Below are 15289 nucleotides of genomic sequence, written 5' to 3' on the forward strand. Positions count from 1 at the left end.
CCCCTGGTCCCGGGCGGGGGCTGCGCCCCTGGTCCCGGGCCGGGGTTGCGCGCCTGGCCCCGGAACCGGGGTTGCGCCCCAGGCCCCGTCGGGGCTTTGCCCGGGCCCCCGACCGGGGCTGCACCCCCCGGCCTCGGACGGGGGGCCTATGCCCTTGGTCCCGGGCGGGGGCTGCGCCCCTGGCCTCGACCGGGGGCTGGGCCCCATGCCCCCGGACGGGGCTGTGCGCCTGGCCTCGGGCGGGGGCTGCGCCCCTGGCTCCGACGGGGGCCTGTGCGCCCGGCCTCGAAACCGGGGCGGCCCTGGCCCCGACGGGGGCTGCGCGCCTGGCCTCGGGCGGGGGCTGGGCCCCAGGCCCCCGACGGGGGCTTCGCCGCAGGCCCCGGGCGGGGGCTGCGCCCCAGGCCGCGGGGTCCAGGGGCGAAGCCCCTGGTTACGGGAAGGGGCGGGGAGGGGGCAGATCCGCCGGTCACCCCGTAGCCCGTAGGCGCCGGTCACTCCGTGACCGGCGCCTTTTGCATGCCCTGAGGGCTCCCTGAGCATGTCCCGGAGCGGCCTCTGCGCGCTGCCCGAGCCCTCCAGATCAGCCCCTGGGCCCTCAAGCAACCCCCCAAAACGGACATAAACCACACCAAACGGCCGAATTCCTCTACCTCAACTGAGGTAGGCGGAATTCGGCCGTTTGGTGTGCACGGAATTCCCGCAATTGAGGTACGCAGATTTCAGCCAGGCGTACGGCGATTCCGACCGCGGTCTCTCCCTAATGTCGTGAAGCGAAAGGACAAGCCCCGAAGGAGCTCCAATCGATGCACAGAGTTCTCGTCGTGGAGCACCACCCATTGGTGTTGAGTGCTCTCGCCGATCTCGTTGTCGAGGAGCCCGGACTGGAGCTATCCGGAATTGCAGGGTCGGCCCGAGAAGCAATTTCTCTGGCCAACCACATGCAGCCGGATGTGGTGCTGATCGACGTGGATGAGCCCAGCTGGCAAACGCAACGGTTGGTCCGCCTGATCGGCGAACTCCTACCGTCCGCGCGGATTGTCCGGCTGACCGCAGTCTCCGACCCGCAGATGGAATGTCTGGAATCTCCGACGAACAACCCCAGCGTCCTGAAAACCGCAGTACCCGATTTGCTCAGGAGCATCTCCGAATGAATTCCCCCATGGACCAGAACAACGCCCCGACCACCGAGACCAAGCGTGCGCCGCGCTCGCAGCGTCTCCGCTTCGGTATCGCCGCGGCCGTCGTCGCTGCTGCTGCCGTGGGTGGCACGGTCACCGCTTTCGCGGTGAACAACTCCGATGGCCAGTCGGCCACCACCACCACTACCACCACCGCCGCCAAGGCTTCCGGCGCGGGCGCCGAGGGTCCCCTGTCCACCAAGAAGGGCGACATCGTCGACTCCGACGGTAAGAAGGTCGTCCTGACCGGTGTGAACTGGTTCGGTTTCGAGACCGGCACCTACGCGCCGCACGGCCTGTGGACCCGTAACTGGGAGTCGATGCTGGACCAGATGGCCAAGCAGGGCTTCAACACCATGCGCCTGCCGTACGCGAACGACATGTTCAAGTCGTCCGCCAAGCCCGACGGCATCGACTACCACAAGAACCCCGATCTGAAGGGCCTCACCCCCCAGCAGATCATGGACAAGATCGTCAAGGGTGCCACCGACCGTGGTATCCGGGTGATCCTGGACCAGCACCGTCCGGACCAGTACGGCCAGAGCGAGCTGTGGTACTCCCAGAGCCTCTCCGAGAAGCAGTGGATGGACGACTGGGTCAAGCTGGCCAAGCGCTACAAGAACAACGACCGGGTGATCGGCGCCGACCTGCACAATGAGCCGCGTGGCCAGGCCACGTGGGGCGACGGCAACCCGAAGACCGACTGGCAGCTGGCGGCCACCAAGGCCGGTAACGCCATCCACAAGGTCAACAAGAACTGGCTGATCTTCGTCGAGGGTACGGACCGCCACAAGAACGAGCAGTTCTGGTGGGGCGGTGACCTCCAGGGTGTGAAGAAGCACCCGGTGAAGCTCAATGAGTCGAACAAGGTCGTCTACTCGGCCCACGACTACGGTCCGGGCGTCTACAACCAGAACTGGTTCATGGCGAAGGACTTCCCGAAGAACATGCCGGCCATCTGGGAGAAGCACTGGGCGTACATCAAGAAGCAGAACATCGCCCCGCTGCTGCTCGGTGAGTTCGGTGGTAAGAAGACCGCCGGTAAGAGCTCCGAGGCCGTCTGGCAGAACGCCCTGATGGACTACCTCAAGAAGCACCAGATCAGCTACACCTACTGGACCTGGAACCCGGACTCGGGTGACACCGGCGGTGTGCTGAAGAACGACTGGAAGACGATCGACAAGAACAAGATGAAGATGCTGGCCAAGTACCAGACGCCGCTCCTGGAGGCGAAGAAGGGGAAGTAAGTCGGAGTACTCCCTTCGGTACACCGCCGATGACCACATAGCTGATCACGGCGTTGGCAAGCAGCGAGGGCCCGCAGGCAGTGCCGCCTGCGGGCCCTCGTCTTGGGTTTTTCCCGGAAGGGAAGCGGGGCGGCCGCCCGGCGGGTTTCCTTCCCGGGCCGCGGACCGCGCCCGCGGACCGGCCCTCCACCCCCAGGGAGGCCGATGATGAAGCACCATCCGGCGACCGGCCGGCTGCTCTTCCCCCTGGTCGCGCTCGCCGTGATCGTGGCCGATCAGCTGAGCAAGGCGATGGCGCTGGCCGCCTGGAGCGGCACCGCGGGGCCGCAGGCCCGGTTCGGGCCGTTCTGCGCGCTGCTGGTGCGCAACACCGGAGTGGCCTTCGGGCTGGGCCAGAGCCGGCCCGCGCTGATCGTGGTGATCACGCTCGCGGGCGCGGTGGCCACGCTGGGCGCGGCCGGTGCCGGGCTGCGGGTCCGCGGCCGGGGCGCGGCACTGGGCCTGGGGCTGATCGCCGGGGGAGCGATGGGCAACGGGGCCGACCGGATGATCCGGTCCCCGGGGCCGCTGCGCGGCGCCGTCATCGACTGGATCACGCTGGAGGCCCGCGGGCCGGTCTTCAACCTCGCCGATGTGGCCCTGATCACCGGGACCCTGCTCACCGCGACCCTGCTGCTGCGCAGACCCTCGCGGGCCCGCGGGCGGGCCGCCGCGCTGCCCGGCCCCGGCGCGAGCGGCCCGGGTACGGGGCTTGATCCGGTGGCCGTCAGCCTCCCGCCTTGTGCACCGCGCCCTGATCGGCGTCCCGATCCGCCCCCGGCGCCGTCCCGGGGACCGTCTCCGTCGGCATCGTCTCGGCCGGGATCACCTCGGACGGCATCGTCTCGGCCGGCATCGTCTCGTTCGGCATCGCCTCCGGAGGCACCGTCTCCGTCCCCGGGATCGGCTCCTGCGGCGCCCCCTCCGTCCCCGGCTCCCGGCTCTCCCGCTCCGCGAGGGTCTCCGCGAAGTCCCTGAGCCGGTCAAGCGCCGCTTCGTCGATCGTCGCGCGGGCGGCCAGTGCCTCGCTGATCCGCTGATAGACGGCGAGCTCCCGGGCGCAGCGGTGGCACTCGGCCACATGGGTGCGCACCCGGGCCGCGGCCGGGGCGTCCAGCTCCCCGTCCAGATACGACTGGAGCATCGGCGCGCCCAGGGGACATCGTGTGGTCCGGAGCCGTCCGGTGGTCTGCGTGGTCCCCGTGGTGCGTGTGGTCCGCCACCATGTCCATCTGCTCATGCGCCACCTCGCTCCGATTCCGCTCCCGCGGCCAGCAACTGGTTCCGGATCCGCTTGCGCGCCCGGTGCAGCCTGCTCATCACCGTCCCCTTGGGGACGTCCAGCACCTGTGCGGCCTCCGCGTACGACAGCCCGTCCACATGCACCAGCCGCACCACCTGCTGGTCCCGCAGCGGAAGCGCCGTGAACGCGGCGTCCACGGCCTCGTCGAACGTCGTGTCCACCACCAGCTCCTCCGGCGTCGCGCCCCGGGCCGGGACCAGCCGCTCCAGCTCCGTGTCCGGGTCGTCGAGCAGCCGGGGCCGGCGCTGGCGGCGCCGGCTGACCTCCGCATGCCGCATGATCGTCAGCAGCCAGGCCCGTGGATGTCTCCCGTCAAAACGGCCGACTGCCCGGTACGCCCGTAGTAACGTGTCCTGCACGAGATCCTCGGCGTCGGCTCGCTGGGTGGTCAGTGACATGGCCACGCGCAGCAGCACCTCGACCTCGGGCAGCACATACTGAGCGAACATGCGCTGCTGATGGGCGTCCGGGTCAGCCACGGAGTGCCTCCTCGGATCCGGACCCCCCGGGGACGCGAAGCACGACATATCACACTCTGTGTAACATCTCGCTCACCGCGCCGCATGGGATGATCGGCGATCCGAGTGGCAGGTCGGACGTTCAGGTGGCAGGTCAGACGTTCAGGGAGACCAGGCGCTTTCCGTCGGCCGTACGGACCTCGAAGCGTTCGATGTCGGAGCGCTTCATGCCCGCGCCGCCGTGCGCCCACAGCGGACCTCTCGCCTCCGCCTTGGGGCTGTCCTCGATCCCATAGCCCCACTCGGGCACGGACCAGGTCATCATCGTCTGCTCATGACCGTCCTTGGAGACCGCGATCAGGCTGCAGTCCAGGGGGCCCTTGACGTTCTTCAGCCGGAGGAGGGTGTCGGTGCCCCACATCTTGTCCTCCATCGCGACCGCCGCGTTCACCTTGGTGTCCGGGTCGGTGCCTTCCACCTTGGTCGGCATCCCCTTGAAGAGCTGGCTCTCCGTGGGGCTGGCCGTGACGGAGCTGTCCGAGCCGCCGGAGGTGACCGCGATCGTGCCGACCGGGCCGCCGACGATCAGCACGGCCGCCGCCGCGACCAGGTAAAGACCGCGCCGCCGCCGCTTGGCGCGGAATGCCGCGACCTCGCTGACCATGCGGTTGAACAGGGCCGGACCGGGGCGCGCGGTGAGGGTCTCGATGGCGTTGGGAGTGGCGCTGAAGGCATGCGGAGTGTGGCCCGTGAGCTGGGTCCGCCCGGGGCTGCCGTGGATCCCGGGGATGTCGGCGGCCAGATCGGCCAGCAGTGGTTCCAGTCCGGTCAGCTCGTCCAGCTGCCGTCCGCACTGGTCGCAGCCGGCCAGATGCTCCTCGAAATAGGTGGCGTCCGCCTCGTCGAGCACGCCGAGCACATACGCGCCAACGGCGTCATGTCCCGGGTGGTGCGTCTGCGCTGTCATGCCGTTACTCCTCTCTCCTCGAGCGCGAGCTTCATCGAGCGCAGCGCGTAGAAAACCCGGGACCGTACCGTCCCGCTGGGTATGCCGAGGGTCTGGGCCGCCTCGTTGACGGTCCGCCCCTTGAAGTAGGTCTCGACCAGCACCTCGCGATGGGCCTCGCTGAGGTCCTGCATCGCGTCGGTCAGGGTCATGAGCCGCAGTGCACGGTCGATCTCGTCCTCCGCGGGCATGAGTTCCAACGGGGAGGGGTCGACCTCCTGCGGCCGGGCCTGCCGGCTGCGGTGTCCGTCGATCACGATCCGCCGGGCGACGGTGACCAGCCAGGGCCGGATGGAGCCGGTGGCCCGGGACAGCTGGTCGGCGTTCCGCCAGGCGCGCACCAGGGTCTCCTGGACGACGTCCTCCGCGCGGTGCCGGTCGCCCGCGACCAGACGCAGGACGAACGCGAGCAACGGCCCGGCGTGCTCCTCGTAGAGCGCGCGCATGAGTCGTTCGTCCGGCGTACCACGCCTGGATCTTGACGGACGCTCATCGGCCACGGCGGCGTCGTCGTGCACCTGAACCTCCAGGACCTGACCTGAGTTGGACAACATCAACGGACGACTCCCGGTCTGAGCCCCGGGGGGGATCGGCGGCCATGTCGGCCTCTTCCCCCTTCACTACGCACGGGGGGAGGCAGCCGCTCAACGCGTCGCGAAGAAATTCCGATCAGGCGTCAGGGCGCGGGTGTCAGGGGTCAGGAGTGGGATGCGGGCGCGGAAGGGGTCAGGAGTGGGATACGGGCGCGGAAGGGGTCAGGAGACCATCGCGCCCAGCAGCAGGGGCTGCACCTTGCCGTCGAGCATCGCGCCGAGCCCCTCGACCGCGCAGACGTCGGGGTGGTCGGCGATGTTCAGCGGCATGCCGGTGGCCTCGCGCAGCATCGTGTCGAACCCGGGCAGCACCGCGCTGCCGCCCGCCAGCATGATGCCGCGGTCGGCGAGGTCGGCCACCAGATCGGGCGGACAGCGGCGCAGCACCGTGCCGATGGCGTCCAGCACCCCGGTCAGCGGGGTGCGGATGGCGGTCCTTACGCCCTCGACATCGATCCGTACGGTCCGGGCGAGCCCCGTGGCCACGTCCCGGCCGTGCACCTCGGTGCTCTGTACGGCCGGGGCGCCGTCCGGGCTGCGGCTGTCCTTGACGATCAGATGCAGCGGGCGGACGGCCTGGCTGGGCAGCATCAGCGCGTGCTCGTTGCGCAGATGCTGGATGACGGCGTGGTCCACGGTCTCGCCGCCCACCGGTACCCGCTCGGCGGCCACGATCGAGCCCAGCGACAGGACCGCGACCTGGGTGGTGGCCGCGCCGCACACCACGATCATCGTCGCCTCGGGCCGTTCCACCGGAAGACCGCAGCCCACGGCGGCGGCGATCAGGGTGTCGACCAGCTCGACCCGCTTGGCGCCGATCCCGGTGAGCGTCTCCATGGCGGCGCGCTGGGCGAGCGGATCGGCGTCGTGCTGGACGCAGACGGCCGCGCTCACCAGCGGGCGGCGCCGCCAGGCGCGGCGCAGCTTGTCGCCCAGCAGCAGCCGCAGCATCCGCTGGGCCATCTCGATGTCCACGACGGTGCCGTTGGAGACCGGCCGGACCACCCGGATATGCGCGGGCGTCCGCCCGGTCATCCGCTGCGCCGGCGTGCCGACCGCGATCAGCCCGCCGGTGTGGGTGTTCACGGCGGCCACGGTCGGCTCGTCGACGATGAGCCCGGTGCGCCTGAGGTAGACGCGCGTCCTGGCCGCGCCGAGGTCGACGGCGATGGAGCAGCGGCGCAGTGCCTCGAGGCTGATGGTCATGGCAGGTCTCCCCTGTGGGCGGCGTGGTGGGCCGCCGCCCGGCGGCCCTCCGCTCTCATCGTGTGGGGACGATCAGGCCCGCTGCCCGTGGGGCTGCGCCGGTCGGGGGAGGCGGCCACCACTTCCGGGCCGGCTACTTCGCGTCCGCGTAGCACTCCACCGCCGCCATGGTGAAGGGGAACCGCACCGGGGTCGGTCCGAAGGCGATCCGGCCGGCCGTCTCGCCCGCCTCGGCGATCGCCTCCCGGACCGCGTCGGCCTCCGCCTCGGGGCAGTGCACGATCACCTCGTCGTGCTGGAAGAAGACGATCTCCGCGCACAGCCCCGCCCCGGTCAGCGACCGCCGCAGCGCGGCGAGCATCAGCAGGGCCCAGTCGGCGGCGCTGCCCTGCACCACGAAGTTCCGGGTGAAGCGGCCCCGGGCGCGGGCGCTCGCCGTGCTGCCGTACGACGGCTCCTCCTGGTCCCGCGGCAGCCCCGCCTCGTCGGCCGTCTCCTCGGCGGCGCCGCCCACGGGCGGGCAGGTGCGGCCCAGCCAGGTGCGCACCAGCCGGCCCTCCTCACCCGCGCGGGCCGCCTCGTCCACATACGCCACCGCCGCCGGGAAGCGCCGCCGCAGGGCCGCGAGGTGCTTCAGCCCGTCGCCGGAGGTCTGGCCGTAGACCGCGCCCAGCAGCGCCAGCTTGGCCTGGTCGCGCCGTCCGGAGAAGGCGCGGTCGGACAGCGTCGCGTACAGGTCCCGGCCGCTGCCCGCGACCTCCATCAGCCCGGGGTCGCGGGAGATCGCGGCGAGCACCCGGGGCTCCATCTGGTCGGCGTCGGCCACCACCAGCCGCCACCCCGGATCGGCCACCACCGCGCGCCGCACCACCTTGGGGATCTGGAGCGCCCCGCCGCCGTTGGTGGTCCAGCGGCCGGAGACGGTGCCGCCGGGCAGGTACTCGGGGCGGAAGCGGCCCTCGCGCACCCAGGACTGGAGCCAGGCCCAGCCGTGGGCGGTGTGCAGCCGGTAGAGCTTCTTGTAGCGCAGCAGCGGCTCCACGGCGGGGTGGTCGATCCGCTCCAGCTCCCAGGCGCGGGTGGAGCCCAGCGCGATGCCCGCGCGGGCGAACGCCTTGACGACCTCGGCGGGCAGATCGGGCCGCACCCGGGTGCCGAAGGCGCGCGACACCTCGTCTGCCAGCTCGGCCAGGCGCCGCGGCTCCAGACCGCCCGGATAGCGCTCGCCGAGCAGCTCGTCCAGCAGCTCCCGGTGGCGGTCGGCGCGCCAGGGCACCCCGGCGCGCCGCATCTCGGCGGCGATCAGCATCCCGGCCGACTCGGCGGTGGTCAGCAGCCGCATCCGGTCCGGATGCTCGGCCGCGTCCGTACGGACCAGCTGGCCCGCGTACACCTCGAGCAGCGCGTCCAGCGGATCGGTGCCCGGCGGCAGCGGCGGCGGACCGGGCTCGAACAGCGACGGCTGGCCCCCGGCCGCCCGGGGCGGCGGGTCCTCGGGGACGGGCAGCCCGTGCAGCCGCGCCCGGGCGGCGGCAAGCGAACGCGGTGCGCCCGAGCGACCCTCGTGCCCGAGGAGCAGCGCCTCGGCCGCCTCGATGTCATAGGCCCGCTCGACCCGGACCCCGGCGGCCAGCAGCCGTGGATAGACCTCGGCGGTGGACCGCCACACCCACCGGTCGGCCTCGGGGCGGGACCGCACGGCCTCGGCGATCCCGCCCTGCTCCGCCGTGATCTCGACGACCGGTCCGGCGGCCTTCCCCCCGGGGTCGAGCGGGCAGAGACGAACACCCCCGTGGTCCGTCTCCGCCGCCGCCCATCTCATGCCCGGGATTCTGGCAGGGGGGTCTGACAACGCTCCGATGTCCGAGGCCCGCTCAACCCGGAGGGGGACCCGGACGTCATTCATGACGACTGCTCTTCTTCACTCCGGGCAGAAGATCCCGGGTGTCGGGTGATCATGCCGATACGCATGGTGCACGTGCATCTGCTTGTGCATCTACCTGTGTATATGCAGATGCATTTGCCCATGCATTCGCAAAGGAACGCGGCTATGATCCCGGACAGTTGACAGCTGCACGCATGCACGAACGTGGAGAAGCCCTGTGCGCGACCACCCCTACAACGGCATGGCGGCCGCGGACCTCCGGGGAGTCGTCTGGCAGAAGAGCAGACACAGCAACTCCCAGGGGTCGTGTGTCGAGTTCGCCAAGCTGCCCGGTGGGGACGTGGCCGTCCGCAACTCCCGGTTCCCCGACGGACCGGCGCTGATCTACACCCCGGCCGAGGTCGAGGCGATGCTGCTCGGGGCCAAGGACGGCGAGTTCGACCATCTGGCGCACGATCCGGCAGGTCTGGGCTGATCGCCGCGGGCGCGCGACACTGGTAGTGGCGATCGGGGGGACCCGACCCATGTGAGACGGCGATGTTGAACGGCTCGGTCCGCGTCGGACGTGTACTCGGGGTACCACTGCGGATGCACTGGAGCGTCCCGGTGCTGATCGTGCTGCTCGCTTACGGGCTCGGCCGCGAGACGCTGCCCGCGTGGACCCCCGGCCGGACCGGTGCCGTCTACGCCGTCGCCAGTGTCGTCGGCGCCGTGCTGCTGATGGGCAGCCTGCTGCTGCACGAGACCGCGCACGCGGTCGCCGCCCGCAGAAGGGGCGTCTCGGTGGAGGACGTGACGCTCTGGGCGCTTGGCGGCATGACCAAGATGGGACGGCCCCGCACCGCCGGGGTCGCGTTGTGGGTGGCCGTCATCGGGCCGCTCACCAGCCTGGTCATCGGCGGTGTCGCGGTCGGCGCGGGGATCGGGGTGCACGCGCTCACCGGATGGGGCGTGCCCACGGCCGTGCTGATCTGGCTGGGCTGGGCCAATCTGCTGCTGGGCGTCTTCAACCTGCTGCCCGCCGCGCCGCTGGACGGCGGACGGGTGGTGCAGGCCGTGATCTGGTGGCGCACCGGGGACCGGGAGCGCGCCGAGCGGGCGGCGGGGCGCAGCGGCCAGATCCTCGGTGTGGTGCTCATCGCCGCGGGCTGGATCTCCTTCCTGCGCGGGAACAACGGCGGGCTGTGGCTCTCGCTCATCGGCCTCTTCATGGTGATCATCGCCAACGCGGAGCGGCAGCGGGCCGGGGTCAACACGGCGCTGCGCGGGGTGCGGGTGGCGGACGCGATGTCGGCGCCGGTGGCCGCCGGGGCCGACTGGCTGACCGTGGGGCGGTTCATCGACGACGTGGCGGCCCACGCCCGGCATTCGGTGATGCCGCTGCTGGACTTCGAGGGGCGGCCCAGCGGGGTCGTCCAGCTGCGCGCGCTCGCGGCGGTGCCGGCCGAGACCCGGGGGGAACGGCGGGTGCGCGATGTGGCGATACCGCTGGCGCGGTGCACCGTGGCCGAGCCCAAAGAGCTGCTGAGCGAGGTGCTGGAGCGGGCGCGTCCGGGGGGCGGCGCGCTGCCGGTGCTGGTGGTGGACCACGGGCAGTTGGAGGGGATCGTCACGATGCACGATGTGAACCGGCTCTTCCAGCTGCACGGCTTGGGCATCACCACGGCCCCGCCGGAGTCCACCAGCCCGTGACGGGGCGGCGGCTTGTCCGTACGCGTGCCTGCGCGTACGGACGCGCTCCCTACGCGGGGAGCCGGAAGACGGCCCAGACGATCTTGCCGCGCGGGGCGCCCGCCAGCGGCTGCCAGCCCCAGCCGTCCGTGAAGGACTCCACCAGCTGGAGCCCGCGCCCGGACTCCTCGCCGCAGCCCGCCTCGCCGGAAACCGGCCCCACCTCGCTGGGGTCGCGTACGGCGCACACCAGCCGTGAGGGGCCGCGCATCAGATGGAGCCGCACCGGCCGCTCCGGCGCACCGGCCGCCGCGGTGCCGGACAGGGCGTGCCGGAGGGCGTTGGTGACCAGTTCGGAGACGACGAGGGCCACTTCGTCGAGGAGTTCGGGGATGTTCCACTGCCGCAGGGTCGAGCCGGTGAACTGCCGGGCCCCCTTGACCGCTTCATAGCGGGCGGGCAGTGCGCAGGAGACGGATCCGGAGACGGCGGAGGGATCGATGGCGGCAAACCCTTGCCACAAGGGTTCCAGCAGGGTCGAACCTTCGCTCCCCATGCGAGCACTCCCGCATCCGTGGCCGTGACGGACTCTGGCCAGATTTCGTACCAGCTAGCACGTGCGCACACCCTATGGTTCCGAATGCGCACGTCAGATGCAAGGGCAAATGCACGTGCACGCGCGCCGGTTGGTCCGGTCCGCTCGGTTTTGCAGGGATTTCTGACTCCGTACACTGACGTGCATCATCGAGTTGAGTAACGACGCGCCTACGGCCTGAAGCCCGAACAGTGGCAGACTTCGCCCTCAGGGGCTGCGGGGGCGCCGTTCGCAAGGATGCTTTCCGTACAGGGAGGATCGCGGAAATGGCCGCAGGCGAGTCGAGTGGATCGGTGGTGCGCCGCATCCTCCTGGGCTCTCAACTCAGGCGGTTGCGCGAGGACCGCGGCATCACCCGCGAGGCGGCGGGCTATTCGATCCGGGCTTCCGAATCCAAGATCAGCCGCATGGAGCTGGGCCGGGTGAGCTTCAAGGCGCGGGACATCGAGGATCTGCTGACGCTGTACGGAGTCACCGACGACGCGGAGCGCGCGGCCCTGCTCGGGCTCGCCCGCGAGGCCAATGTCGCCGGGTGGTGGCACAGCTACGGGGATGTGCTGCCCGGCTGGTTCCAGACCTATGTCGGCCTGGAGGGCGCCGCCTCCGATATCGCCTGCTACGAGGTCCAGTTCATCCACGGTCTGCTCCAGACCGAGGGCTACGCCCACGCCGTGGTCACCCGCGGTCAGCCGCAGGCGTGCTCCGACGAGGTGGACCGGCGGGTGGCGCTGCGGCTGGAGCGGCAGAAGCTGCTGGTCTCCGAGCGCGCCCCGGCGTTCCATGTGGTCCTGGACGAGGCCGCGCTGCACCGCCCGTACGGCGGGCGCGGTGTGATGTCCGCCCAACTGCGCCATCTGATCACGGTCTCCGAACAGCGGAACGTGAGGCTCCAGGTGATGCCGTTCTCCTTCGGCGGGCACGCGGGGGAGAGCGGGGCGTTCACCCGGCTGCGCTTCCCGGAGTCCGACCTCCCCGACATCGTCTATCTGGAGCAGCTCACCAGCGCGCTCTATCTGGACAAGCGCGATGAAGTCTCGCAGTACGAGCGGGTGTTGGAGCGGCTCAGTGCGGACAGCCTCTCTCCTGAGGAGAGCCGGGATTTGCTCCGGGAGCTCCTTCGCGACGCCTGACCCGTCAGTAGGATGACGTCCTGTCAGGAATACCCCCCACACGTGCGCGGCTGTCGGGGACCGGCACCGCGTCCTGCAGATAGGGATGGCATGTCCTACTTCTCCGAGTTGGCCCTTCAGTTCATCGACGGCGAGTGGCGCGGCGGAAGCGGTTCCTGGGACATCGTCGACTTCAACCCCTACAACGGGGAGAAGCTGGCCTCCATCACCGTGGCGACCGTCGAGGAGGTGGACCTGGCCTACCGGGCGGCCGAGCGGGCGCAGCCGGAGTGGGGCGCCACCAACCCCTACGCCCGGCGGGCGGTGTTCGAGCGGGCGCTGCGGATCATCGAGGACCGCGAGAAGGAGCTCTCCGAGACGATCATCGCGGAGTGCGGCGGCACCCATGTGAAGGCGGGCTTCGAGCTGCACCTCGCCAAGGAGTTCCTGCGCGAGGCGATCCACTTGGCGCTGCGGCCCGAGGGCCGCATCCTGCCGTCGCCGGTGGACGGCAAGGAGAACCGCCTCTACCGGCTGCCGGTGGGCGTGGTCGGCGTCATCAGCCCGTTCAACTTCCCCTTCCTGCTGTCGCTGAAGTCGGTGGCCCCCGCACTGGCCCTCGGCAACGCCGTCGTTCTCAAGCCGCACCAGAACACCCCGGTATGCGGCGGCGGTCTGGTCGCCAGGATCTTCGAGGAGGCCGGGCTGCCCGCCGGACTGCTCAATGTCGTGGTCACCGACATCGCGGAGATCGGCGACGCCCTGATCGAGCACCCCATACCGAAGGTGATCTCCTTCACCGGCTCGGACAAGGTCGGCCGGCATGTCGCCACCGTGGCCGCCTCCCACTTCAAGCGCACGGTCCTGGAGCTGGGCGGCAACAGCGCGCTGGTCGTGCTGGACGACGCCGACCTGGACTACGCGGTGGACGCGGCCGTCTTCAGCCGCTTCGTCCACCAGGGGCAGGTCTGCATGGCGGCCAACCGGGTGCTGGTGGACCGGGCGGTCGAGCGGGAGTTCACGAGGAAGTTCGTGGCCAAGGTGGAGGCCCTGAAGGTGGGCGATCCGGTCGACCCCACCACGCACATCGGCCCGCTGATCAACGAGGGCCAGGCCGAGGCGATCACCCAGCTCGTGGACCAGACGATCGCCGAGGGCGCCACCGCGCTGGTGCGCGGGCGGACCGAGGGCACCCTGATGGGGCCGACCGTGCTCAGCGGGGTCCCGGAGGGCTCGGCGATCCTCGGCCAGGAGATCTTCGGCCCGGTGGTGACGCTGATTCCGTTCGACGGCGACGACGAGGCCGTACGGATCGCCAATGACACCGACTACGGGCTCAGCGGGGCCGTGCACACCGCCGATGTCGAGCGCGGGGTGCGGTTCGCCCAGCGGATCCGGACCGGCATGATCCATGTGAACGACAGCACGGTCCACGACGAGCCGATCGTGCCGTTCGGCGGGGAGAAGCACTCCGGTCTCGGCCGGCTCAACGGGGAGTCGATGATCGAGGACTTCACCACCACCAAGTGGATCTCCATCCAGCACGGCCGGAGCCAGTTCCCGTTCTGAGGCGGTCGGAGACGGGGATCGGCTCGCGGACAGAAGCTGACCGCAAGCCTTCCTAACGTGGGGTTCATCGAAGGGCGCCGGACCCGGGCGCCCTCCAGATGAGAGGCGGCAGCCATGCCCGTGATCGTGAACCCCGAGGCCTGTCAGAACGAGTGCGGCGCGCTGCTGGCGTACCTGGACGCACAGCGCGGCGGCATCCGGCGCTCGGTGCACGGCCTGACCGAGGAGCAGGCCCGCAGCGTCCCCAGCGCGAGCGCGCTCTCGCTGGCCGGGGTGCTCAAGCACGTGGTCACGGGCGAGCGCGGCTGGCTGCGCGTCCTCCAGGGCAAGGTGGGGGACCCCAGGGACGAGATGGCCCAATGGGAGCACACCTTCGAGCCCACCGAGGACGAGACGGTGGAGGCGCTGCTCGCCCTGTACGACGAGGTGGCCCGCGAGACCGAGGAGGCCGTACGGGCCCTGCCGTCGCTGGACGAGACGTTCGAGGCGCTCCGGCTCCCCTGGGACGAGGGCGGTACCCGCACCTGGCGCTGGGCGGTCCTCCACCTGATCGAGGAGGTGGCCCGGCACGCGGGTCACGCCGACGTCATCCGCGAGACGATCGACGGCAAGGGCGCCTTCGACCTCGTCTTCGAGACGGGGGCGATGCCGGAGCCCGACTGGTCGGTCCTGGAGCGGTGATCCGCCCGGCCCGCCGACCCCCTAGCCTGGTCACCGCGGGGGTCGGGACCAGGATGGAGACGAGCGGGCGATGTCAGCGATCCGGCTGCTGGTGCTGGGGGCCGTGCGCCAGCACGGGCGGGCGCACGGCTATCAGGTCCGTAACGACCTGGAGTTCTGGGGCGCGCACGAATGGTCCAACGCCAAACCCGGGTCCATCTACCACGCGCTGAAGCAGATGGCCAAGCAAGGGCTGATGCGCGCGCACGATGTCGCGCCGAGCACGGTCGGCGGGCCGCCGCGGACCGAGTACGAGCTGACCGAGGCGGGCGAGGAGGAGTACCTCCGGCTGCTGCGGGAGGCCCTGCTGCGCCATGACCAGAAGATCGACGAGCTGACGGCCGGGGTGGGTTTCATCGTGGACCTGCCCCGGGACGAGGCGATCGCCCTGCTCAAGCGGCGGGTGGCGGCGCTGGAGGAGTGGCGGGCCGAGGTGGCCCGGCACTGGACGCCACCGGACGGCACCCCCGAGGAGTGGGGCCATATCGGCGAGATCATGAAGTTCTGGGTGCACTCCGCGGACAGCGGCGCCGAGTGGACCCGTGGACTGATCGAGCGGCTCGAGGGCGGGGCGTATGTGATGGCGGGCGAGGGGGAGCGCTCGGTGGAGGTGCTGCCGGACGGCGTCACCAATCCGTACGCCGCGCCCGGCGCGGACTGAGGCGCCACCATGCGGATCGAGGGCGGCTGACGGTCGCCCCCTGGGT

15 protein-coding genes and 1 pseudogene are annotated in these 15289 nt (G+C 70.8%); 9 read left to right on the forward strand and 7 right to left on the reverse strand.

Going from position 1 to position 15289, the window contains the following annotated elements; genetic code table 11:
• Positions 1-806 precede the first annotated feature (806 nt).
• From ACMTAK_RS27785 to ACMTAK_RS27795, 3 genes and pseudogenes are all read left to right on the forward strand, one after another.
• On the forward strand, positions 807-1154 hold the full coding sequence (locus tag ACMTAK_RS27785) for a response regulator (protein ID WP_413808705.1): 348 nt from the start codon (positions 807-809) through the stop codon (positions 1152-1154).
• An 8-nt stretch (positions 1155-1162) separates the two neighbouring features.
• Entirely contained in the window at positions 1163-2428 is a 1266-nt protein-coding gene (locus ACMTAK_RS27790) for a glycoside hydrolase family 5 protein (RefSeq protein WP_413808706.1), read from the forward strand.
• 291 nt (positions 2429-2719) lie between these two features.
• Positions 2720-3043 (forward strand): annotated as a pseudogene (locus tag ACMTAK_RS27795) (signal peptidase II); the annotation flags it as partial.
• A gap of 151 nt (positions 3044-3194) precedes the next feature.
• Here ACMTAK_RS27795 and ACMTAK_RS27800 read toward each other — a convergent pair.
• From ACMTAK_RS27800 to ACMTAK_RS27825, 6 genes are all read right to left on the reverse strand, one after another.
• Positions 3195-3707 (reverse strand): anti-sigma factor family protein, encoded by a 513-nt coding sequence (locus ACMTAK_RS27800; RefSeq protein WP_413808707.1) that lies wholly within the window; start codon positions 3705-3707, stop codon positions 3195-3197.
• A complete protein-coding gene (locus tag ACMTAK_RS27805; protein WP_413808708.1) occupies positions 3704-4249 on the reverse strand; it encodes an RNA polymerase sigma factor in 546 nt (181 codons plus the stop codon). Before ACMTAK_RS27805 ends, ACMTAK_RS27800 begins: the two co-directional genes overlap by 4 nt.
• A gap of 133 nt (positions 4250-4382) precedes the next feature.
• Entirely contained in the window at positions 4383-5195 is an 813-nt protein-coding gene (locus ACMTAK_RS27810) for a zf-HC2 domain-containing protein (RefSeq protein WP_413808709.1), read from the reverse strand.
• Complete coding sequence (locus ACMTAK_RS27815; protein ID WP_413808710.1) at positions 5192-5788, reverse strand: sigma-70 family RNA polymerase sigma factor; 597 nt, start codon at positions 5786-5788, stop codon at positions 5192-5194. The genes ACMTAK_RS27810 and ACMTAK_RS27815 overlap by 4 nt, the downstream gene beginning before the upstream one ends.
• Positions 5789-5989: 201 nt before the next feature.
• Positions 5990-7033, reverse strand: a complete 1044-nt coding sequence (locus ACMTAK_RS27820) for a rod shape-determining protein (RefSeq protein ID WP_413808711.1) — start codon at positions 7031-7033, stop codon at positions 5990-5992.
• Positions 7034-7166: 133 nt separating this feature from the next.
• Entirely contained in the window at positions 7167-8855 is a 1689-nt protein-coding gene (locus tag ACMTAK_RS27825) for a bifunctional 3'-5' exonuclease/DNA polymerase (protein ID WP_413808712.1), read from the reverse strand.
• A gap of 304 nt (positions 8856-9159) precedes the next feature.
• On the opposite strand from ACMTAK_RS27825, the gene ACMTAK_RS27830 reads away from it, so the two are divergent.
• Together ACMTAK_RS27830 and ACMTAK_RS27835 are read left to right on the forward strand one after the other, a co-directional pair.
• Positions 9160-9393: a DUF397 domain-containing protein gene (locus tag ACMTAK_RS27830; RefSeq protein WP_262704809.1), complete on the forward strand. Its 234-nt coding sequence runs from the start codon at positions 9160-9162 to the stop codon at positions 9391-9393.
• Positions 9394-9458: 65 nt separating this feature from the next.
• Positions 9459-10610, forward strand: a complete 1152-nt coding sequence (locus tag ACMTAK_RS27835; protein ID WP_413813007.1) for a site-2 protease family protein — start codon at positions 9459-9461, stop codon at positions 10608-10610.
• A 49-nt stretch (positions 10611-10659) separates the two neighbouring features.
• Here ACMTAK_RS27835 and ACMTAK_RS27840 read toward each other — a convergent pair whose 3' ends face one another.
• Positions 10660-11145 (reverse strand): ATP-binding protein, encoded by a 486-nt coding sequence (locus ACMTAK_RS27840; protein ID WP_413808713.1) that lies wholly within the window; start codon positions 11143-11145, stop codon positions 10660-10662.
• 305 nt (positions 11146-11450) lie between these two features.
• Between ACMTAK_RS27840 and ACMTAK_RS27845 the strand changes: the two genes are divergently transcribed.
• The 4 genes from ACMTAK_RS27845 to ACMTAK_RS27860 all read left to right on the forward strand — a co-directional run bounded on the left by ACMTAK_RS27845 (position 11451) and on the right by ACMTAK_RS27860 (position 15243).
• Entirely contained in the window at positions 11451-12314 is an 864-nt protein-coding gene (locus tag ACMTAK_RS27845) for a helix-turn-helix domain-containing protein (RefSeq protein ID WP_413808714.1), read from the forward strand.
• Positions 12315-12404: 90 nt separating this feature from the next.
• Complete coding sequence (locus ACMTAK_RS27850; protein ID WP_413808715.1) at positions 12405-13862, forward strand: aldehyde dehydrogenase family protein; 1458 nt, start codon at positions 12405-12407, stop codon at positions 13860-13862.
• Between the two features lie 114 nt (positions 13863-13976).
• The gene (locus ACMTAK_RS27855; RefSeq protein WP_413808716.1) at positions 13977-14543 is read left to right on the forward strand and encodes a DinB family protein; all 567 of its coding nucleotides are present in this window, start codon (positions 13977-13979) and stop codon (positions 14541-14543) included.
• Positions 14544-14613: 70 nt separating this feature from the next.
• Entirely contained in the window at positions 14614-15243 is a 630-nt protein-coding gene (locus ACMTAK_RS27860; RefSeq protein ID WP_413808717.1) for a PadR family transcriptional regulator, read from the forward strand.
• The last annotated feature ends 46 nt before the right edge of the window (positions 15244-15289 follow it).

This window comes from Streptomyces lacaronensis, assembly GCF_047337785.1.
GTDB classification, from domain to species: domain Bacteria; phylum Actinomycetota; class Actinomycetes; order Streptomycetales; family Streptomycetaceae; genus Streptomyces; species Streptomyces lycopersici.